11 protein-coding genes, 1 other RNA gene and 1 pseudogene are annotated in these 20099 nt (G+C 73.1%); 3 read left to right on the plus strand and 10 right to left on the minus strand.

Going from position 1 to position 20099, the window contains the following annotated elements; translation table 11 throughout:
- Positions 1–35: 35 nt before the first annotated feature.
- From AC07AZ_RS15560 to ftsE, 6 genes are all read right to left on the minus strand, one after another.
- Positions 36–4988, minus strand: coding sequence for a ricin-type beta-trefoil lectin domain protein (locus AC07AZ_RS15560; protein WP_478847789.1), 4953 nt, complete (start codon positions 4986–4988; stop codon positions 36–38).
- Positions 4989–5258: 270 nt separating this feature from the next.
- Positions 5259–5647, minus strand: a transfer-messenger RNA (tmRNA) gene (ssrA, locus tag AC07AZ_RS15565).
- A 173-nt stretch (positions 5648–5820) separates the two neighbouring features.
- Positions 5821–6354: an SsrA-binding protein SmpB gene (smpB, locus tag AC07AZ_RS15570; RefSeq protein ID WP_371671091.1), complete on the minus strand. Its 534-nt coding sequence runs from the start codon at positions 6352–6354 to the stop codon at positions 5821–5823.
- A gap of 80 nt (positions 6355–6434) precedes the next feature.
- Complete coding sequence (locus tag AC07AZ_RS15575) at positions 6435–7604, minus strand: S41 family peptidase (RefSeq protein ID WP_478847792.1); 1170 nt, start codon at positions 7602–7604, stop codon at positions 6435–6437.
- 67 nt (positions 7605–7671) lie between these two features.
- A complete protein-coding gene (gene ftsX / locus AC07AZ_RS15580; RefSeq protein WP_478847794.1) occupies positions 7672–8592 on the minus strand; it encodes a permease-like cell division protein FtsX in 921 nt (306 codons plus the stop codon).
- A 29-nt stretch (positions 8593–8621) separates the two neighbouring features.
- Positions 8622–9311 (minus strand): cell division ATP-binding protein FtsE, encoded by a 690-nt coding sequence (ftsE, locus tag AC07AZ_RS15585; RefSeq protein WP_356042850.1) that lies wholly within the window; start codon positions 9309–9311, stop codon positions 8622–8624.
- A gap of 317 nt (positions 9312–9628) precedes the next feature.
- On the opposite strand from ftsE, the gene AC07AZ_RS15590 reads away from it, so the two are divergent.
- Positions 9629–9823, plus strand: a complete 195-nt coding sequence (locus AC07AZ_RS15590) for a hypothetical protein (RefSeq protein WP_356042849.1) — start codon at positions 9629–9631, stop codon at positions 9821–9823.
- A gap of 194 nt (positions 9824–10017) precedes the next feature.
- On the opposite strand, the gene AC07AZ_RS15595 is transcribed toward AC07AZ_RS15590, so the two are convergent.
- The 4 genes from AC07AZ_RS15595 to AC07AZ_RS15610 all read right to left on the minus strand — a co-directional run bounded on the left by AC07AZ_RS15595 (position 10018) and on the right by AC07AZ_RS15610 (position 15610).
- Positions 10018–10629: a hypothetical protein gene (locus tag AC07AZ_RS15595; protein WP_478847797.1), complete on the minus strand. Its 612-nt coding sequence runs from the start codon at positions 10627–10629 to the stop codon at positions 10018–10020.
- 300 nt (positions 10630–10929) lie between these two features.
- The gene (prfB, locus tag AC07AZ_RS15600) at positions 10930–12036 is read right to left on the minus strand and encodes a peptide chain release factor 2 (RefSeq protein WP_478847799.1); all 1107 of its coding nucleotides are present in this window, start codon (positions 12034–12036) and stop codon (positions 10930–10932) included.
- A gap of 486 nt (positions 12037–12522) precedes the next feature.
- On the minus strand, positions 12523–13770 hold the full coding sequence (locus AC07AZ_RS15605; RefSeq protein WP_478847801.1) for a serine/threonine-protein kinase: 1248 nt from the start codon (positions 13768–13770) through the stop codon (positions 12523–12525).
- Between the two features lie 136 nt (positions 13771–13906).
- Complete coding sequence (locus tag AC07AZ_RS15610; RefSeq protein ID WP_478847803.1) at positions 13907–15610, minus strand: serine/threonine-protein kinase; 1704 nt, start codon at positions 15608–15610, stop codon at positions 13907–13909.
- A 452-nt stretch (positions 15611–16062) separates the two neighbouring features.
- Here AC07AZ_RS15610 and AC07AZ_RS15615 point away from each other — a divergent pair, with 452 nt between their 5' ends.
- Positions 16063–19767 carry an FtsK/SpoIIIE domain-containing protein gene (locus tag AC07AZ_RS15615; RefSeq protein ID WP_478847805.1) on the plus strand — a complete coding sequence of 1235 codons (3705 nt, stop codon included), beginning with the start codon at positions 16063–16065 and terminating at the stop codon, positions 19765–19767.
- A 42-nt stretch (positions 19768–19809) separates the two neighbouring features.
- Positions 19810–19938, plus strand: a pseudogene (locus AC07AZ_RS15620) (FtsK/SpoIIIE domain-containing protein); the annotation flags it as partial.
- Positions 19939–20099 lie beyond the last annotated feature (161 nt).

The raw sequence follows: 20099 nt of genomic DNA on the forward strand, positions 1-20099 counted from the left end.
GTCGCCCTCGGCGGTCGGACATGTGAGGGCGGTGGTCAGCCGGCCAAGTACGCCGTGTACACGACGTAACCCGACGGGTGCTGACGCCCCACGTACCTCAGTTGGACGATCACCTTATTTCCGGCGTCGACCCCCTGCGGGCCGCCCCGCACCCACTTCAAACCGAGATTCTGGGCGTCCTTGAGGGTCCAGGTGATCTCCTTGAGATCCGTCCGGGGATCGAAGTATCCCCGGTCGTTGTTCTTGCCGAACTTGTCCCGCATCTTCTTCAGCCAGTTGTCCAGACCCTTGGGATTGCGCGCGAACCACTGCTGGAACGCCGCGTTGACCGAGTCCTCAGCGATCTGTTCACTCGCCCACTTCGTGGCGATGCCGGACGTGTTGCGCGGATCCAGAGCCTTGGCGGCCATATCCGCGGCGGTGGGCCGCACATGGTCCTTCAGCGTGTGAGCTCCGCCGATGCTCGCGTTCTCGTCATCGATGATCCTCAGGCAGTTGTGGACGAGGATGTCCTCGGTGGCCACACCTCGGCTGCGCACGAAGAAGGTGTGCAGGTCGTCCACCGTCAGGTCGAAGACCTCTTCCTCGCCCGGTCGGTCCGTGAGAGCCGTCACAGCCCGCCATGTGCCGTCCGGAGTGCGCAGCCGGTCGCCCACCGCGAGGTCTGCGACCGTCGTCCAACCACGCCCATCGACATAGAACCGGTGGCCACGGGTGCTGGTGAGCAGACCGCCGGCCACGGCGATCTCCGTCATCCGGTCCGTGTCGTGGCGGAACGTGTCCGTCACCGGCTCCGGACGCAGCCCGCCGGTGCCAGGGTCGGCGGCCAGGACCAGGTCGCCCTCCCGGACGTCCTGGATCGCCCTGCGGGTGCCGTCGGCCATCAGGACTTCGGTGCCGCCGGGGAAGCTGTTCCTCGTGCAGACCGCCACCGCGTCCTCGTAGACGCGGACGGAGTCCTCAAGTTTGGCCAGAGTCGCCGGGTCCACGTCCAGTGCCTTCAGGGCCTTGAACGCGTCGGCGACCCCGACCCCGGTCTTCATCGCGGCGTCGAGGGCGCGGAGCGCCTCGGCGGCCTTCTCGAAGACCTTGCCCGGGATGAAGTTGGACGCGAACCAGGCGCAGCCGGCCTTGTCGCCGTGGTAGCAGCGGACGGCGTCGCCCAGCACGACCTCGTAGAGGACCGCGCCGAGTGTGTCCCCGAAGAGGGCCTGCCAGCCGAGCCGGGTGATGTCACCGGCGCTGAAGTGGTGGGTCCACTTCTGCACCTGGTTCTTGAGGACCTCCGTCTTGAGGAAGACGGTGTCCTCCTGCGGGCAGCCCGACTCGGTGGCCGGGACGTCCGGGTTCTGGCAGAAGTAGTAGCTGACCGTGACGTCGACGTGGAGTTCGTACGTCACCGTGCAGCCCTGCAGCGTGTAGTCGCACGGGTTGAGCTGCTTGCCCGGTGCCGCCTCGGTCATCTTGTCGATGATGTAGAAGACACCGCCGATGCCGGTTCCCGCGCCCGCCTGCACCTGCTTGTTCGCGTCGTTGCGCGCCGCCTCCTCCGCCGCCTGTTGCGCCGAGTCGGCGTATTTCTGCGCGTCCTTCGCCGCCTCCTCGGCCGCGGTGGCCTCGGCGTCGGCGCGGTCGGCCGCCGCGCGGGCGTCCTTCGCGGCCTGTTCGGCCTCCGCCGCCGCCGTGCGGGCGGCCTCCGCGTCCAGGGCCGCCTGGTCGGCGGAGGAGCGGGCGTCCACCGCGTAGGTCTCGGCGTTGTCGGCTGCCTGGTCGGCGGCGGCCGCGTCCTCGGTGGCCTGGCGGTCGTACTCCTTCGCGCGGGCGAGGGATGCCTGCGCGTCCGCCGCGTACTGGGCCGCCTCGGCGGCGTAACCCAGCGCCTCCTTCGCCGACTTGCGGGCGTCGGCCGCGAACCCTGCGGCCTCCGCGGCCAGCGTGTACGCCGCCTTCGCGTCACCGGTGGCCGCCGCCGCGAGGCTCGCAGCCTGAGCCGCGTTCTTCTGCGCGTTGGCCGCGTGCGCCTCGGCGACCGCCTGCTGCTGCTCGGCGATCGTCTTGGACGACTGGCCCGACAGGACGGCGAGGCCCGCCGCCGAGTCGGTGGTGACGTACGGCGCGCCCAGCTGAATCGCGTCGTTCGCCGGGGCCGCCACCTGCTGGGCCGCGTTGCCGGCGTCCTCCGCCGCCTGCGCGGTGGTGTAGGCGTGCCCGGCCGCGTCCGCCGCGCCCGCGACCGCCTTGGCGGCCTCGGCCTTCGCCGCGTCGGCCTGCTTCATGGCGTCGGCGGCGTGCTTCTCGGCCTCGTCGGCCAGCTTGACCGCGGTACGCGCGGCGGAGGCGGAGGCCTCGGACGCCTTGATGGCGTCGGCGGCGGCGCTGGTCGCCGTACGGACGGCCGCGTCCGCCCTCAGCTTGGCGGCCTGGGCCGCGTCCGCGTCGGACCGGGCCCGCTTGGCGGCGGCCTCCGCGCGTGTGGCGGCGGCGTCCGCGTCGGCGGCGGCCTGCGTGGCCGCGTCGGCCTCGGAACGGGCCGAACTCGCGGCCGACTCGGCGTCGTCGGCGGCCTTGTCCGCCTCGTCGGCGGCGGCCCGGGAGTCCTTGGCGTCGGCGTCCGACTCGTGGGCCTCGGCGTAGGCGTCCTTGGCGTCGGCCTTGGCACGGGCCGCGTTGGCCCGGCTCTCGGCGTCCCACGCGTCGTCCCGCTTGCCCTTGGCCCGGTCCCGGGCGCCCTCGGCGTCCTGCCGCTTGGCGCGGGCCGTGGACTCGGCGCTCTCCGCCCGGCCCTTGGCCTCCTCAGCGGTCTTCGCGTAACCCTGTGCGTTCTGCTTGTGCTGCGCGGCCTCGGCCTGCTTGGCGGCGGCGGTCTCCTTCTCCGCCTTCGCCGTCGCCGCCTCGGCCTCCGCCGCGAGCCGCTTGGCGTGCGCGTCGGCCGCGGCCGCCTTCGCGTCGGCCTCGGCCTTCTGCGTCTCGGCGAGCTTCGTCTTGGCGAGGTCGCGGGCGGCCTTCGCGGTCTGCGCCTGTACGGCGGCCGCGTCGGCGGCGGCCTTCGCCTGGGCCCGGGCCTCGCTCGCGGCCGCGGTACGGAAGGCGGCCTTCGACTGCGCGGCCTGCGTCAGGGCGCGGGCGGCGATGGTCTCGCTGTCCCCGGCAGCCGCCTTCGTCGCGGCGTAGGCGGTGTCACCGGCCTTCGCGAGGGCGTCCAGCGCGGCCGACGACGCCTTGGTGACCTGCGCCTTCTGCTGCCCGACGAGCAGACCCCGGCCCCGCGGCGCACCCGCCTTGTCGGCGATGTCGTACGCCGCCGTCAGTGCGGTGTCCGACGTGGTGGCGGCCGTCTTCGCCGCCGTGGCCTGGGCCTTGAGCAGGTCGGCCTGCTTCTTCGCCTCGGTCTGGGCGTCCGTAATGCCCTTCTTCGCCTTGTCGAACTGGGCCTTGGTCGGGTAGTCGAAGCCGTCGTCGGCGCCCTGGTGCCCGGACGGGACGACGTCGAACTGCTGCGGCGCCTTGCCGGTGCAGTCCCACATCCGGCCGTCACGGCTGTTGGTGTAGTCCGCGAGGTCGAGGCAGTTGCCGGTGCCGGGGTTGTACAGCCGCGAGGTGCCGTGGGTGCCGTACTGCCACTTCTGCGAGGCCCCGGTGCCGCAGGTGGAGATCTGCACCGGCGTGCCGTTGGCGCTCGCGCCGCCCTTGACGGTCAGGCACTTGCCCGAGTTGGGGTTGACCAGTTGATCGCCGTCGATCTGCCACTTCTGCCCGGCGCTGGCGTTGCAGGTGTAGATCTGCACGGGCGTGCCGTTGTCCTTCTTGCCGCCCGCCACGTCCAGGCACTTGTCGGTGGCCCCGTGGGCGTGCACGACGAAGGGACTGGTGCCGATCCAGCCGGGCCCGCCGGCCGACCAGTAGTCCTGCCAGCGGACCAGGTGGTCGGCGCGCCAGGACAGCCCGAGCAGCTCACCGAGCGCCTTGGAACCGGCGGCGAGCGCCTTGGTGGCGGTCTTGTTGGCGGTCAGGAGCTGGTTGCGCGGGGTGGCCTGCGCGGCGATCTCCTGCTGCCACTCGGCGGAGGCCGCGGCGACCTCCTTGCCGAGCACCTTGTTCGGGTCGACCGGGGAGCTCCAGGCGCAGGAGGCGAACCGGCTCTTCAGGTCCTCCACGGCGATGCGGTACTCGACGCTGCCCGGCTCGGGCGCCGAGCGCGGGAAACCGCCGTACGACAGGAAGAGCCGGGCGTTGTCGGCGGGCATCGGCTCCGTGGACCAGTTCAGCAGGCGGTCGTAGGCGCGGTGCTCCTCGTACTCCTGATCCCAGTCGGGCGCGTTCGGGTCGGGGTCGCCGCCGTACAGCGGGTCGCCCAGGTCCTTGACCGCCTTGATGGCGGCGTCGTCGGCATCAGGGGTCAAGTCACGGTAGAAGTCGTCCTCGGACTTCCAGAACTGTTCCCAGATCCACTTGGAGATGCCGGTCTGCTGGAAGAAGTTGGGGCGGTCGTCACCGCTCGTCCCGGGCGGCCATTCGAAGTCGGCGACCGACTTGAAGCCGCCGGGTGTGGGCAGCCCTGAGATCTCGAAGTCACCAATGTGGTCGTGGAGTGCCGAGCCCTCCTTGTCGGCGGCGTCCCTGTCCTGCTCGAACGCCGTCGACAGCGGAGTGGTGGTCCAGTACTCCCGGTTCGCCGCGGTGTGCAGCTTGTCCGGCGCCTGGTTCAGTCCGTCCTGCGCGACGCCGAACATGGCCGGGCCGCCCATCCGCAGCACCTCGCCCAGTCGGCACTGGTCCTCCCGGAGCTGTTCGGCGGCCTTGGCGTCGAAGCCGTCGTAGCTGTCGCCGGCGTCGGCCACGGAAGCCATGTCGTCGGCCGCGTACCGGCTGATCAGGTCGGGCTGTACGGCCGCCGAGCCGATCAGGGCGACGGCGACGGCGGATGTGAGCAGCGGCGTCAGCAGCCCGGAACGCGTGCGGGCACGCGTGAAGAGCCGATATCTCGGCATGGTGGTCTGTCCTCCCCGTGGCGACGGTGTTCCCCCGGTCGCCGTTCGACGCGCCCTGTGGCGGAGTGGTCGGCTCCGTCCGGCGCGGCGTTTACCTTAGACATACATGTCGGGTGCAGGACAAGAGTGTTCCGGGTTGCATGTGGGCAACATGTGAAGCCGGGGGCGGGTGGGGACAGCGCTGGACAGTCCGGGACAGACATGACGAAGGCCCCGCTGCCGTGAAGCAGCGGGGCCTTCGCCCACATGGGGTTGCCTCCCGGAAGAGGCGAGTGGAGATGGCGGGAATCGAACCCGCGTCCAACGGTGCAGAATCAGGGCTTCTCCGAGCGCAGTTCGCTGAGATTTTCTCAGCCCCGGAGATCACGCGAACAAGTCTCCGACGGGCTCAGTCACTGTTTGGTTTCCCGCCGAACCCCGTGACCGGGCTCGACGGTTTAGTTCCCTAGATTATGCCAGGGTCCGGGTCGGGAACACCCCCGGGCTGACACCCATTAAGGGTCCTTCACTCACTGCTTATTAGGCAGCGAGGGCGAAGGACTGGGAATCGCTCTTGGAATTGGCGATTATTGGTTGCGACATATGGTTTACGAGATCATTGCCGCTTCCTCGGCTCGCTTCCCCTGCTTCGACAGCCGCTGTCGAAACCGATCATCCCCATGTTGATTTTTCAAAACCGGATCTCGCGACCCGGGTCCCGCTGACGCACCCGCTGTGAGGTGCGGATGCCATCGTACGTGACCAACGCGCGCACATGCCACCGTATTCCCGGCAGCCGCGCCCCCGCGGCCGGCCCCGGCGCCCCGGCGCCCGCCCCGACGGCGCCGCGGCGCTACTCGCCCCGCTGCTTGCGCTTGGCCGCGGCGATGGCGCGGTCCGACTCGCGCCGGTCCTGCTTCTCCCGCAGGGTCTGCCGCTTGTCGTACTCCTTCTTGCCTCGCGCCAGCGCGATCTCGGCCTTCGCCCGGCCGTCCTTGAAGTACAGGGCGAGGGGCACGATCGTGTGACCCGTCTCCTCGGACTTCGCCGCCAGCTTGTCGATCTCCTCGCGGTGCAGGAGCAGCTTGCGCTTGCGGCGCACGGTGTGGTTGGTCCACGTGCCCTGGCTGTACTCGGGGATGTGGGCGTTGTGCAGCCACGCCTCGTTCTGGTCGATCTGCACGAAGCCGTCGGTCAGCGAGGCGCGTCCCTGGCGCAGCGACTTGACCTCGGTGCCGGTGAGCACGAGCCCGGCCTCGTAGGTGTCGATGATCGCGTAGTCGTGGCGGGCCTTCTTGTTCTGCGCGACGATCTTGCGCTTGCCGTCCTTGACCTTGCCGGTGGCCGCCGCCCCCTGCTTCGGCTGGGACTCTTTCGGTACGTACATTCCCTTGCTCATAGTGCGGCCATTTTCGCACCTCGAGGGGGTCGGAGGGAAAGCCGATTACGAGGAGGCGGTCCGGCCGGTCACGGCGTGTCCCCGAGCCCGCCCAGAACGGTCTCGGCGCGTTGCAGCGCCCCGGTGCCGGCGTCGAGGTCGGGCGTGATCCCGGTGCCGTCGACACCGCGGCCCAGGGGGGTGCGGTAGTGGCCGACGGTCAGCTCGGCGACGGAGCCGCCGGGCAGCCGGCTCGGCATCTGCACCGAGCCCTTGCCGAAGGTCCTGGAGCCCACCACGACGGCGCGGCCGCGGTCCTGGAGGGCGCCGGTGAGGAGCTCGGCCGCGCTCATCGTGCCGCCGTCGACGAGCGTCACCAGGGGCCTGCTGGTGTCGCCGCCCGGCCCGGCGTGCAGGGCGCGCTGTCGGCCGTCGACGTCGTAGGTGGCGACGAGACCGCCGTCGAGGAACGCGGAGGCGGCGGTGACGGCCTCGGTGACCAGGCCGCCGGAGTTGCCGCGCAGGTCGAGGATGACCCCGGAGGAGGCCGGCGCCCGCCGTACGGCGGTGCGGACGACGTCGCCCGAGCCCCGGGTGAACGAGCCGATCCTGATGACGGTGACGCCGTCGGCGAGCCGGCGCACGGTGACCGAGTCGGTGGACAGCCGGGCCCGGCGGACGGTGAGGGTCCACGCGCGCGTGCCGCGCTCCAGACCGAGGCGTACGCGCGTACCGGCGGGGGCGTCCGTGGTGTCACCGCGCAGTAAGGAGACGACCTCGGTGACAGGATGCCCGTCCACCCGCTCCCCGTCGACGCTGCGCAGCCGGTCGCCCCGGTGGATACCGGCGATCGCCGCGGGCGAGCCCGCGGCGACCTTCGTCACCTCGATACGGCCGTCACGCTGTCGTCGCGCCCACAGGCCGACGCCGGTGTACTCGCCGTCGAGGGCCTGCTCGAACTCCTGGTAGTCGCCCGGGGAGTAGACGGCGGCCCAGCGGTCCCCGCTGCGGCTGACCGCGCGCTGCGCGGCCTCCATGGGGGACGCGCCGTCGGCCGCGGCCGCGGCGGCCGCCTCGGTGACGTCCTCGTGCCGGGCGGCGGGGGCGGCCGAACGCGGGGCGCCGGACGGGGGTTTGCCGCCGGAGTCGGGGAGCGAGCCGGTGGCGGCACCGGCCACGAGCACGCTCGCGAAGACCAATGTCAGGGCCGCCCCGCGGCCGATGCGGCGGGGCTGGGAGAACAGGTCGGGGCCTGACATGCCGGTGAGTCTAGGACAAGGCAGAGGGCCGCACGGGCGGTTGCCCGTACGGCCCTCTTGGCATGCGTCACACCTTCAGGTACTTGCGCAACGCGAAGAACGCGGCAAGCGCGGGCATCAGCAGACTCGTCGCGAGGATGAGCGGCAGCTTCGTCAGGACGGCGTCCCAGCCGATGAAGTTGATCAGGTTCAGCTTCTCGGACAGGGCCAGCCCGTGGTCGATCAGGAAGTAGCGGGCGATCACCAGGAATCCGCAGGCGACCGTGCCGCCGATGAGACCGGCGACCGCGGCCTCCGCGATGAACGGCGCCTGGATGTAGAAGCCCGAGGCGCCCACCAGGCGCATGATGCCGGTCTCACGCCGTCGGCTGAACGCGGAGACGCGCACGGTGTTGACGATCAGCATCAGGGCGACCACCAGCATCAGCGCCATCACCGCGCGGGCGGCCCAGTTCATGCCGTTGAGCAGCCCGAAGAGGTTGTCCAGGATGCCCTTCTGGTCCTGCACCGACTGCACGCCGTCCCGCCCGTCGAAGGCGGTCGCGATGACCTGGTACTTCTCCGGGTCCTTCAGCTTGATGCGGTACGACTCCTGCATCTGGTCCGGCGTCAGGGAGCTGGCCAGCGGCGAGTCGCCGAACTGCTCCTTGTAGTGCTTGTAGGCCTGGTCCTGCGACTCGTAGGTCACCTCCTGGACGACCGACGTCATCTTGTCCAGGTCGGCCCGGATCGCCTTCTTCTGGTCCTCGGTCACCGCGCCCTTGGCACAGTTGGGGTCGGACTCGGCGTCACTCTTGTTGCAGAGGAACACCGAGACGTTGACCTTGTCGTACCAGTAGCCCTTCATGGTGGTGACCTGGTCGCTCATCAGCAGCGACCCGCCGAACAGGGCCAGGGACAGGGCGACGGAGACGATGACCGCGAAGGTCATCGTCAGGTTGCGGCGGAGACCGACGCCGATCTCCGACAGTACGAACTGGGCGCGCATGGCGTCTGGTTAAGCCTTTCCGTGGAGCGTCAGTGCTGGTAGCCGTAGACGCCGCGCGCCTGGTCGCGGACGAGGCGGCCCTGCTCCAGCTCGATGACCCGCTTGCGCATCTGGTCCACGATGTTCTGGTCGTGCGTCGCCATCACCACGGTGGTGCCCGTCCGGTTGATGCGGTCGAGCAGCTTCATGATGCCGACGGAGGTCTGCGGGTCCAGGTTGCCGGTGGGTTCGTCGGCGATGAGCAGCTTGGGGCGGTTGACGAAGGCCCGCGCGATGGCGACGCGCTGCTGCTCACCGCCGGACAGTTCGCCGGGCCTGCGCTCCTCCTTGCCGCCGAGACCGACGAGGTCGAGCACCTGCGGCACGGACTTGCGGATCTCGCCGCGCGACTTGCCGATGACCTCCTGCGCGAAGGCGACGTTCTCCGCGACCGTCTTGTTCGGCAGCAGCCGGAAGTCCTGGAACACGGTTCCCAGCTGGCGGCGCATCTGTGGCACCTTCCAGTTGGACAGGCGCGCGAGGTCCTTGCCCAGGACGTGCACCTGACCGTGGCTGCAGCGCTCCTCGCGGAGGATCAGCCGCAGGAAGGTGGACTTGCCGGAGCCGGAGGAACCCACGAGGAACACGAACTCGCCCTTCTCCACTTCGAGGGAGACATCCCTGAGTGCGGGGCGGGTCTGCTTGGGGTAGACCTTGGATACGTTGTCGAATCGGATCACGGATGCACCACGGGTCGCCGGGGGTAGATGAGCGTGACCATACGCGAACCGGGTGCGCGAGCGCAGGCGGCGGTCGGGGTTGCGTGGGGGTTGTGACGTTTTGTGTGGCGCGTTGTCGCTGCGCCGGGAGCGGTACGGCCAAAAAGGGCGCGCGGAACCGCCCGCCGGGCCGGGGGGACGGGCGGGCGCGGGGCGATGCCCGTCACCCTTTTCGGAGCGCCCGGGCGGCGCGGCGGGGAACCTGGCACAGTGGAGGGGGAACGTTCGCGTTCCCGACGGCGTTGTGTACATGGAACCGGTGCAAGGAGGGCGAGCGCATGACGTACGACCGGCTGGTGTGCGCGAACTGCGCGGCGCCCGTGAGCGAAGGCCGGTGCCCCGTGTGCCGTGCGAACCGCGCACGGCTGCAGCAGGAGAACAATCCCTTCGCGGGACTGAACCCGATGACACTGATCGCCCTGCTGGCGGTGCTGGTGGCGGCCGTGGCCCTGCTGGCCCACCAGACCGCGTAGGACACCTCCGAGCGCGCCCGACCAGGGGTCACGCCCGGGGGTCACGGAGCGGCGGGGCGGGGCTGTCGGCGAGACGCACGTGCGAGCCCGCACGTACGGGACGCGTGTACGGGACACACGAAGGGCCCGGAGCGGTGCACGCTCCGGGCCCTTCGCCGTACGGCCGTACACACCGTGCACGGGCGCGGCCACCGTCAGGCGGTGGCGCCACCGCGGCCGCTGACCAGGCGCGGCAGGATGCGGAAGCCGAAGCCGCCCGCGATCATCGTGGCGGCGCCGATCACCAGGAAGGTGGTCTGCCCGGCGCCGGTCTCGGCCAGCTGCTTGCCGCTGCCCTGGGCGGAGGTTTCCGAACCGGTGTCGGTGAGGGACGAGGTGCCCGCCTCCTGCGCGGAGGTGCCGCCGTCGGGGTCGGCGTTGTTGCCGCCGCCCGTGTTGCTGCCGCCGCCGGTGTTGCCGCCGCCGCCGGTGTTGCTGGTGCTGCCGTCCGTCGGGTCCTGGGTCGGCGCCGTGGTCGGGTCGTCCGTCGGGTCCTCGGTGGGCTCGGTCGGCTCCTCGGTGGGCTCGGTGGGGTCCTCCGTGGGGACGACGGTGGGCGTCGTCGTGGTGGGAGTTCCCGTGGGGAGTTCGGTCGAGGTCGGGGTCGGCGTCCCGGTGTCGTCCACCGTCACGGCGACACCGGTGTCGTCCGCGGTCACGCCGATCTCCAGGGCGGAGGCTGCGCCTGCCACGGTCAGCGAGGCGCCGGCCGCGATCACGGCGGCGGCGGCTATCCGCGCGACACGGATCCGCGTCTTCTTGGTCATAAGGTTGCTACCCCCAGTAGCTGCTCGTCAGTGAGGCGGCGCCCGGGGCCGTGATCGACGGGGGTGGCTGCGTTGAGAGTCCCCCGGTTCACATGCGCCCCAGAGATACGCATGCCGAGCCTCACCCTCGCGAGTTTTCGACGCATCGTCAAGGCCGTTGCGTACGCGATGTCCGACTACGCGCTCTTTGCCGGTGGTTGGAGTGTGTGAGTGTGATGTAAAACCCAGACATCCGGCCTGGAGGCGGGCGCAGAAAAGGCAACTGCCGCCCCGCGGGCGACAGTTGCCGAGTCGACAAAGTTACTTCTCCTGCTGCTTGCGCCAGCGAATTCCGGCCTCCAGGAAACCGTCGATCTCACCGTTGAACACGGCCTCGGGGTTGCCGACCTCGAACTCCGTGCGCAGGTCCTTGACCATCTGGTACGGATGCAGGACGTACGAACGCATCTGGTTTCCCCAGGAGTTGCCGCCGTCGCCCTTGAGGGCGTCCATCTTGGCCTGTTCCTCCTGCCGGCGCCGGTCGAGGAGCTTCGCCTGGAGGACGTTCATCGCGGACGCCTTGTTCTGGATCTGCGACCGCTCGTTCTGGCAGGAGACGACGATGCCGGTGGGGAGGTGGGTGAGCCGCACCGCGGAGTCGGTGGTGTTCACGCCCTGGCCGCCGGGGCCGGACGAGCGGTACACGTCGACCCTCAGCTCGGACTCGTCGATCTCGATGTGGTCGGTCTTCTCGACCACGGGGAGGATCTCGACGCCCGCGAAGGAGGTCTGCCGGCGCCCCTGGTTGTCGAACGGCGAGATCCGCACGAGCCGGTGCGTGCCCTGTTCCACGGAGAGCGTGCCGTAGGCGTACGGGATCTGGACGGCGAAGGTGGTGGACTTGATGCCCGCCTCCTCCGCGTACGAGGTCTCGTAGATCTCCGTCTTGTAGCCGTGCTGCTCGGCCCAGCGCAGGTACATGCGCTGGAGCTTCTCCGCGAAGTCGGCGGCGTCGACGCCACCGGCCTCGGCGCGGATGTTGACCAGCGCCTCGCGGGAGTCGTACTCGCCGGACAGGAGGGTGCGGACCTCCAGCTCGTCCAGCGCCTTCTTCACCGAGGTGAGCTCCGTCTCCGCCTCCGCGCGGGCGTCGGGGTCGTCCTCCTCCTCGGCCATGTCGAAGAGCACGGAGAGATCGTCGATCCGCCCGCGCAGCACATCCGCCTTCCTGACCTCGGCCTGGAGGTGGGAGAGCTTGCTGGTGATCTTCTGCGCCTCGTCCGGGTTGTCCCACAGGGACGGCGCGGCCGCCTGCTCCTCGAGCACGGCGATGTCTGCCCTCAGCTTGTCGAGGTCCAGAACGGCCTCGATCGACTCCATGGTCGAGGAGAGGGACTTGAGCTCTTCGGATACATCGACGACTGCCACGCCTCCAGCCTAACGGCTCCGCCAAGCGGGCAGCGCCGGGTGCGCGACAGGCGAGGTGAGGGAGCCCGGAGCCACCCGGCCACGGGCACGGGGGTACGCCCCACGAGCCGCGGGTACGGAAGGGCCGGTCCGGGCCGGAGGCGAGGGAGAGGGGCCCGAGCCGCCCGGCCGCGGGCACGGGGGTACGCCCCACGAGCCGCGGGCACGGAAGGGCCTCGCTTCCGGTCCGGGCCGGAGGCGAGCAAGAGGGGCCCGAGCCGCCCGGCCGCGGGCACGGGGGTGCGCCCCACGAGCCGCGGGTACCAAGAGGGCGGGCGGAAGGGCTGCGGGCCCGAGGAGAGAGAGGCGGGCAAAGGGGGCCCGGCCCAGGGAGAGGCGGTCGAACGGGCCGGGGGCCCAGGGAGCGCGGGGGCCCCGGGAGAGGCGGATTGCGGGGGCGCCGGGCCCGGGGGCCGGGAAGAAGCGGGTTGAGGGAGCGGCGCGGGCTCAGGGTGAAGCGGGTGCCGAGTTCTTCGTGTCCTGCGGGTCCGCCCCGGTGCCGTCCCCGGACGTGGCCGCCCAGGTGCCGACCCCGACGGCCGCCACCAGCACCACCGCGGCCGTTCCCAGCACCACGCGCCGGCGCCGGGTCGTGGCCCGGTGCCGGGCCGAGCCGGGCCGGGGTGCCCCCGCCGGCCGTGGCACGCGGGCGGTGCCGAGGGCCCCGCCGGCCAGTTCGTCGGGCCCCGGCACCCGCATCGAGGTGTGGGTGTCCCGGTTGGAGTCGGCCGGCTTGGCGCCCGGGACCAGCGGTACCGCTCCGCGCCGCCGCACCTGCTCCCCGGTGGGCGCCGCCGAGCCGGCGGACACCTCCTCCGGCGTCTCCTGCTCGGACTCCGCGTCCGGCTCGTCCACGTCCAGCGGCGGTATCCCGGCCAGCAGCGGCTGGAGCTCCCGCAGCCGGGCGCCCAGCTCCGAGGCGCGCAGCCGGGAGGCCGGCGCCTTGGCCAGGCACTGCACGATCAGCTGCCACAGCTCGTCCGGGATGCCGGGCAGCGGCACCACCGTCTCGGTGACGTGGCGGCGCAGCACCGCCCCGGGGTGGCCGCCGCCGAACGGGGTGAAGCCCGCCAGCAGCTCGTACAGCACGGTCGCGAGGGCGTAGATGTCGACCGAGGCCCTCGGCGGCAGGCCCTCCACGATCTCCGGGGCCAGGTAGTCCGGCGTGCCGATGATCTTCGTGGCGCGGGTCCGGCGGGGCGAGTCGATGAGCTTGGCGACGCCGAAGTCCGTCAGCAGTGCCGGGTGCGCGCCGCCGGGGCCGAGCGGCCCCTGCATGTCGAGCAGGATGTTCTCGGGCTTCACGTCGCGGTGCACGACGCCGGCCGCGTGGGCCGCCGCCAGCCCGTCGGCCACGTCCGCGACGATCGCGACCGCCGCCTCGGGCGCGAGCCGCTTCTCCCGGTCGAGCCGGGTGCGCAGGTCGGTGCCCCGGACCAGGTCCATGACCAGGGCCAGATCGGTGCCGTCGACGACCAGGTCGCGGACGGACACGATGTGCGGATGCTCCAGCCCGAGCAGGGCGGTGCGCTCCTGGACGAAGCGTCCGACGAGCTCCTGGTCGGACGCGAGGTCCTCGCGCAGCAGCTTGACGGCGACGGGCCCCTCGGGCCCCTCACCCAGCCACACCGTGCCGGCGCTGCCCCGTCCCAGGATCTGGTGGGCGGTGTACCGGCTGCCGATCTTCCGTGCCAAGGCTGCTCCTACGGACGCGTGTTGTCGCTAAAACTACGCGTCCGAGGAGCCAACCTTCACCGCGGAGACGGAAATCACCCGCCGGGTGTCGACAAATCACCAGAGTCGGGGTCCCGAGGCGGCCCCTACGGCCGGATCAGCCGGCGTTCAGCTTCCCGACCCACTTGCTCACCTTGTGGGACAGGTCCCCTAGCTGGTCCCAGAAGCCCTTGCCGGTGCCGATCCAGTCCTGCAGCGGGCTGAGATCCCAGACGAGCCAGGCCGCCACGAACAGGATGACGATCGTGAACAGGCACCCCTTCAGACAGCCGAGACCCGGGATCTTCATCGGGTTGGCGCTGCGCTGCCGCGGTTCGCGTGGCTCACGCGCGGGCCGCTGCGGCTGCTGGGGCCGCTGTGGCTGCTGCGGGGCGGGCGGCGCGTACCGCTGCCGGGGCTGCTGGTGCTGGGGGGCGTACTGCTGCGGCTGTTGCTGCTGCGGATAGCCGTACCCGGGCCCGCCGCCCTGCGGGGGATGCTGCTGCCGGTTCCGTTGCGGCTGCTGCTGGGGGCGCGGCTGCTGCTGCGGCCGGGAGACCTGCCGCTGGGGGCGCCGGCGCAGCGGGTCCTCGTTCGGGTCGAGGTACTGGACCTGGGTCTGCTCGTTGCGGTCGCGGGCGGCGCGCAGCTGGTTCTGCCAGGGGTGCGGTTCCTCGGGCTGCCCGGGACGACCGGACTGGCCGGGCTGCCCCGGGGGCACCGGCGGCAGGACGGCCGTCGGGTCGGCGGCCCCCGTGTTCGGCAGTACGGCGGTGGGGTCGGCGGCGCCCGCCGCGCCGCCGGTGTGCGGCAGGTAGCTGGTCGCGGCGTTCGGGTCGTAGGCGCCCGCGCCGTGCTGCAGCACCTGCGTGGGGTCCGCGGAACCGGCCGCGCCGGGCACGGCGGCGGGCGTCGGGTCCGGCGCGAGCAGGACGGCGACGTTGTCCGCGGCGCCGATCTGCGCGGGGCTCGCGTGAACGCCGATGCCCTCGGCGACGACCCGCAGGCCGCGCGCGAGGTTCTCGGCGCTGGGCCGGTGGTCGGGGTTCTTGCTCAGGCAGCGCTCTATGACCGTCCAGAGCGGGTCGGGGACCGTGGAGGGGCGGCGCGGCTCGGCGCTCAGGTGCTGGTGGAGCACTTCGAGGGCCGACCCGCCGCCGAACGGGGGACGGCCGGTGACCAGCTCGTACAGCAGGATGCCGGCGCCGTAGACGTCGACGGCGGAGGTCTGCGGGCGGCCCTCGGCGGACTCCGGTGCCACATAGGCGGGAGTGCCCACGAACTCGTGGGTGCGGGTGAGGCCCGGCGAGTCGGCCAGGCGCGCGATGCCGAAGTCGGTCAGCATCGGGTGCATCTGGCCCCCGTCCTGCCGGAGCAGGACGTTCGCGGGCTTCAGGTCGCGGTGCACGACGCCGTCGGCGTGGCTCGCGGCGAGCGCGTCGGCGATCTGCGCGGTCAGCAGGGCGGCGGCGACCGGCGAGAAGGGGCCGTTCTCGCGCAGGTAGCGGTGCAGGTCGGGGCCCTCGACGAGGTCCATGACCAGGGCCAGCAGATCGCCCTCGACCACCAGGTCACGCACCCGCACGATGTTCGGGTGGGTCAGGCGGAGCAGGACGGAGCGCTCCCGGAGGAACCGCATCACGATGTCGGCGTCGCTCGCGAGCTCTTCCTTCAGGACCTTGATCGCGACGGTCTCGCCGGGCTGGCCGGGGACGGCCGCCTCCGCGCCCGCGGTCTCCCGCTGGCGGGCTCGCCAGACGGTGCCCGTGGCGCCGCGTCCGAGCGGCTCCTCGAGCAGGTACTTGCTGCCTACCGGCCGCACGTCATGCGCTCCCTGCTGCTTGCTTGCCTGGCCCCCGCCGCGGACCGGCCTGCCGGTCCGCTGTACCACGAGGTGTTCCGACCCACTGTAGTGCCGCCGTGCGGAGCACCGTCTGTCGTCTTTCTGTGCGTCTTACGTACCGCCTCCCGGCCATGTTCGAAGGAAAGACGCTCGACTTGGTCCCCCGGTTGCCGCAGGCCGGACGTGACCGATCTCAAGTCGCCGGCGAACGATCACTCGCACGACACTGGTCAGGCACTTTTGCGGGCAGAGCCGACCAATCAAGATCATTTGATGCTGGGCGGCGGGCGTGCTGTCAGTGACAGGTGCGAGGATGCCTGCAGTACTGGCCGACGTGCTCGCGCGGCGGTGGGGGAAGTCCGCGGTGGGGGACCGCGGGGCCGCTTCGTCCCCGCTCGCGAGCGCCCGCGCAGAAGGGACCGCTGACGGCGATGCAGATCCGGCTGACCGTCGTAGACCCGCAGGGCCCGACCTCCCCCACGCCCGGTTCCTCGCGCGCGGAGGGGCTCTCACCGGCGCGGGGCCGCGCCGCGAGCTGCGACGTGCTGGTGACGGCGCCCGCCGGCACCGCCCTGGCAGCCGTGGCCTCGGCGCTGGCCTCGGCGGTCTCCGGCGACCCGGGGGCCGCCCAGCCCGAGCGGGGCCGCGAGCCGGGCGGCCAGGTCGTGCTGTACGCGGGCGCGGAGCGCCTCGACGGCGGCCGCTGCACCCTCGGTGAACCCCCGCTGATCGACGGCGCGTTGCTGTCCCTCGGCGCCCCGGCCGAACCCGAGCCGCACCCGGAGGTCGACGACGCCCCCACCCAGCTGCACGTGGTCGCCGGCCCCGACGCGGGCGGCGTCCACCTGCTGCACGGCGGTCAGATCCACCTCGGCCGTTCCGCCGACGCCGACGTCCCGCTCGACGACCCGGACGTCTCCCGCCTGCACTGCGCGGTCACCGTCGCCGCCGACGGCCACGTCTCGGTCGCCGACCTCGGCTCCACCAACGGCACCACCCTGGACGGCAGCCGCGTGGGCACCCGCCCGGTCCGGTTCGCCCCGGGCGCGCTGCTGCGCATCGGTGAATCGGCCCTGCGGCTGACTCCCGCCGGAGGCCCGGGCGCGCGCATCCCCACGACCCCGGACGGCGAGGGACAGGTGCGGGTCCCCGCCGGGAGCGGTACGGCGGACGGCGACCACCCGGGCGCCCCCGGGAACGCGGGGAGCCCCGGCGACACCGGAGAAGCGGCGGCACGCGCGCGGGACACCGTCGGCGCCGGAGGCGGCACCGCGGGCCCCGCCGGGCCGACCCGGCACACGTACGGATCGGCCGGATGGGGCGCCCCCCACGGGGAACAGGGCGCCCGCGGACCGGGCCGCGCCGAATCGCCCGGGGTCCCGGAGCAGGGCGGCGCGCCGCGCGTCGAGAGCGCCGGCCCGCCCCACGACGACGTCCGGGAGCAGCGGCCGTACGGCGGGCGCGCCGTCCTTCCGCGCCAGAGCTCCGGCGGGGACACCCATGCCGGCGCCTCGGGCGCGCTCGGGGACGCCACCGGGCACACCCGTCCGGGCCACCCCGGCACCCGTCCGCGCGGCGGCCCCGCCACGGAGGCCACGGCCGACGAGCACGCCTTCACCGGAGAAGCCGCTGGCGAGCGCGACGGAGGACACGGCGGCGAGCGCGGTGAACAGCGCGGCAGCCGGGAGTTCGAGACCGGTGACCAGGAGGCCGCCGAGAACGGCCGCCGCAAGGGCACTCCGCTGCGCGGCACCGAGGTCCCCCAGGGTCTGCGCAGGCGTGGCGGGCTCGGCGCGTGGGCACGGCGGCTCACCGGCGGGCGCGGAGAGCCGGAACCGCCCCGGCCGCAGCCCTACGACGAGGAGCCCGCCCCGGTCGCCGTCGAACCGCCGGACCCGGCACCGCAGGCGCCGGAGACCTGGCCGGACCCGGCGGCCCTGCTGCTGACGGCGCTGGGCCCCGGGCCCCGCCTGTGGGAGCGCGGGCCGGGACACCCCGAGGCGCTCACCGTGCGGCTCGGCACCGCCGACCGGGCCGCGCCCGACGGCTCGGGACTGCTGCCTGTCGTGCCGGTGACCGCCGACCTGCGCGAAGCCGGGGCGCTGGGGCTGGCCGGGCCGCGGACGCGGCTCACCGGGCTGGCCCGCGCGGTGGTGGCCCAGCTGGCCGCGCTGCACTCGCCCGACGCCCTGGAAGTCGTCCTGATCAGCGCGGACCGTGCCCGTCCCGTGGCCGAGCGGACCGCCGACTGGGCGTGGCTCGGCTGGCTCCCCCATGTGCGTCCGGGCCACGGCCAGGACTGCCGCCTCCTGCTCGCCTACGACCGTGAGCAGGCCACGGCCCGCACCGACGAACTGCTGCGCCGACTGGAGGACCACCTCACGGAGACCGGCGGTGGGCCGCGTCCCGCCGCGGCGGGCGGCGGCCGGGAGAGCGCGGCGGAGGCCGGCGACCCGACCCCGGCCGGCCCCCCGCGCGCCCACTCCATCGCTTCGGGCCACCGCCCCACCTGGGCCCGGGACGAGGACACACCCGCCGGGACCGGCGCGTCGTTCCCGGGGCCGTACACCGTGGTCGTCGTGGACGGCGATCCCGGGGGCGCCGCCGTGCGCGAGGCGGTGGCGCGGCTGGCCCTGGAGGGCCCGCGCGCCGGGATACACGTGGTGTGTCTCGCCGAGACGGCGCCCGCCTCGCCGGCCTCGCCGGTGACGGACACCTACGAGGCGGCCTGCGCGGCCTCGCCCACCTTCCGTGAGTGCGGTGCCGTCGCGCTGCTCAGCGGCGACGTGGCGACGGCGCTGCGGCTGCTGCGGGTCGCGCGGGCCGGGCCGGGCACCGCCGAACCCGGCCCCGTCGGGCACGGCACGGTGGCCGCCGTGGACGCCGTCTCACCGGCCTGGGCGGAGCGCTTCGCGCGGGCGCTGGCGCCGCTGCGGACGGAGAGCGCCGCCGGGGAGCGGCTCACGCGGGTGTCCGCGCCGCTGCCCCAGGCGGCCCGGCTGCTCGACGAGTTGGGGCTGGCGCGGGCCACCCCGGCGTCCCTGATGGCGCGTTGGGCGGACGCCGCCGACGACGCGGAGTCGCTGGGCGGGCGGGCCTGGGCCGTGCTCGGCGCCGGTCCGCGCGGCCCGGTCTGCGCGGACCTCGCGGCCGAGGGCCCGCACCTGCTGGTCGAGGGACCGCCGGGCAGCGGGCGGACGGAGCTGCTGCGTGCCGTCGTCGCCTCCCTCGCCGCCGCCGAACGCCCGGACCGCCTGAGCGTGGTCCTGATGGACGGCCGGGACAGTGTGGGCGCGGGCGGCGGACACGGCGAGGGCCTGCGCGTCTGTACGGACGTGCCGCACGTCACCACCCACCTGACCGCCAACGACCCGGTCCGGATGCGGGAGTTCGCTCAGTCCCTGAGCGCCGAGCTGAAGCGGCGGGCCGAGCTGCTGGGCCGCAGCGACTTCACCGAGTGGCACACCGGCCGTGAGCTGTCGGGCCGTATGGTCGCCCAGCGCTCGGCTGCGGCGCGCGCCGCGTCCGCGGGCGGCGACCAGGGTGGGGATCTCGACGTCCCGTCGAGCTCGACGCTGCGGCTGCGGCCCGCGGCGGCCCGCCGGCAGGCGGAGACCGCGCCGCCGCTGCCCCGTCTCGTCGTCGTCGTGGACGACCTGGACGCCCTGGTCTCCCCCGCCCTCGGCTCGCCGGGGCGGCCCGCGGCCGGGTCGGTGATCCGCGCGCTGGAGGCCGTGGCCCGCGAGGGCGAGCGGCTCGGGGTGCACCTGGTGGCCGCCACCGGCCCCGGCGGCCGTACGGCGGGGACGGAGCCGGCGCGCCGCGCCACCCTGCGGGTGGTCCTCGACGCCCCGGCCGCGGGGCCGGACGAGCCGGCGCCCGGGCGGGGCCGGCTGACCTGGTCCGACGGGCGGCTGACGGTGTTTCAGGGGGGCCGGGTCACCGGCCGTATCCCCCGCACGGCGACGCTGCGGCCGACGGTCGTCCCGCTGGAGTGGGCGCACATGGGCGACCCGCCGGCCCGTCGGCCCGTCCGGGAGCTGGGCAACGGACCGACCGATCTGGCCCTGCTCGCCAGCGCGTTGGAGCGGGCGGCCCGGGAGGTGTCGGCACCGGAGGTCCCCTCCCTGCTGTGACCACCGCCGCATCGCAACCCGCCGACAGCGCCCCGCCCTCCGGGGAGACGGGCGGCCCGCCGGCCCGTCCGGGAGCTGGGCAACGGACCGACCGATCTGGCCCTGCTCGCCAGCGCGTTGGAGCGGGCGGCCCGGGAGGTGTCGGCACCGGAGGTCCCCTCCCTGCTGTGACCACCGCCGCGCATCGCAACCCGCCGACAGCGCCCCGCCCTTCGGGGAGACGGGCGGCCCGCCGCCCCGTCCGGGAGCTGGGCAACGGACCGACCGATCTGGCCCTGCTCGCCAGCGCGTTGGAGCGGGCGGCCCGGGAGGTGTCGGCACCGGAGGTCCCC

It is taken from the genome of Streptomyces sp. NPDC043878 (genome assembly GCF_056435735.1).

Bases quoted from the DNA above. Each gene is read 5' to 3' on its own strand.
- AC07AZ_RS15590 (WP_356042849.1), top strand. From the start codon at position 9,629: ATGACGTACGACCGGCTGGTGTGCGCGAACTGCGCGGCGCCCGTGAGC.
- AC07AZ_RS15560 (WP_478847789.1), bottom strand. From the start codon at position 4,988: ATGCCGAGATATCGGCTCTTCACGCGTGCCCGCACGCGTTCCGGGCTG.
- smpB (WP_371671091.1), bottom strand. From the start codon at position 6,354: ATGTACGTACCGAAAGAGTCCCAGCCGAAGCAGGGGGCGGCGGCCACC.
- AC07AZ_RS15595 (WP_478847797.1), bottom strand. From the start codon at position 10,629: ATGACCAAGAAGACGCGGATCCGTGTCGCGCGGATAGCCGCCGCCGCC.
- AC07AZ_RS15575 (WP_478847792.1), bottom strand. From the start codon at position 7,604: ATGTCAGGCCCCGACCTGTTCTCCCAGCCCCGCCGCATCGGCCGCGGG.
- AC07AZ_RS15615 (WP_478847805.1), top strand. From the start codon at position 16,063: ATGCAGATCCGGCTGACCGTCGTAGACCCGCAGGGCCCGACCTCCCCC.
- ftsX (WP_478847794.1), bottom strand. From the start codon at position 8,592: ATGCGCGCCCAGTTCGTACTGTCGGAGATCGGCGTCGGTCTCCGCCGC.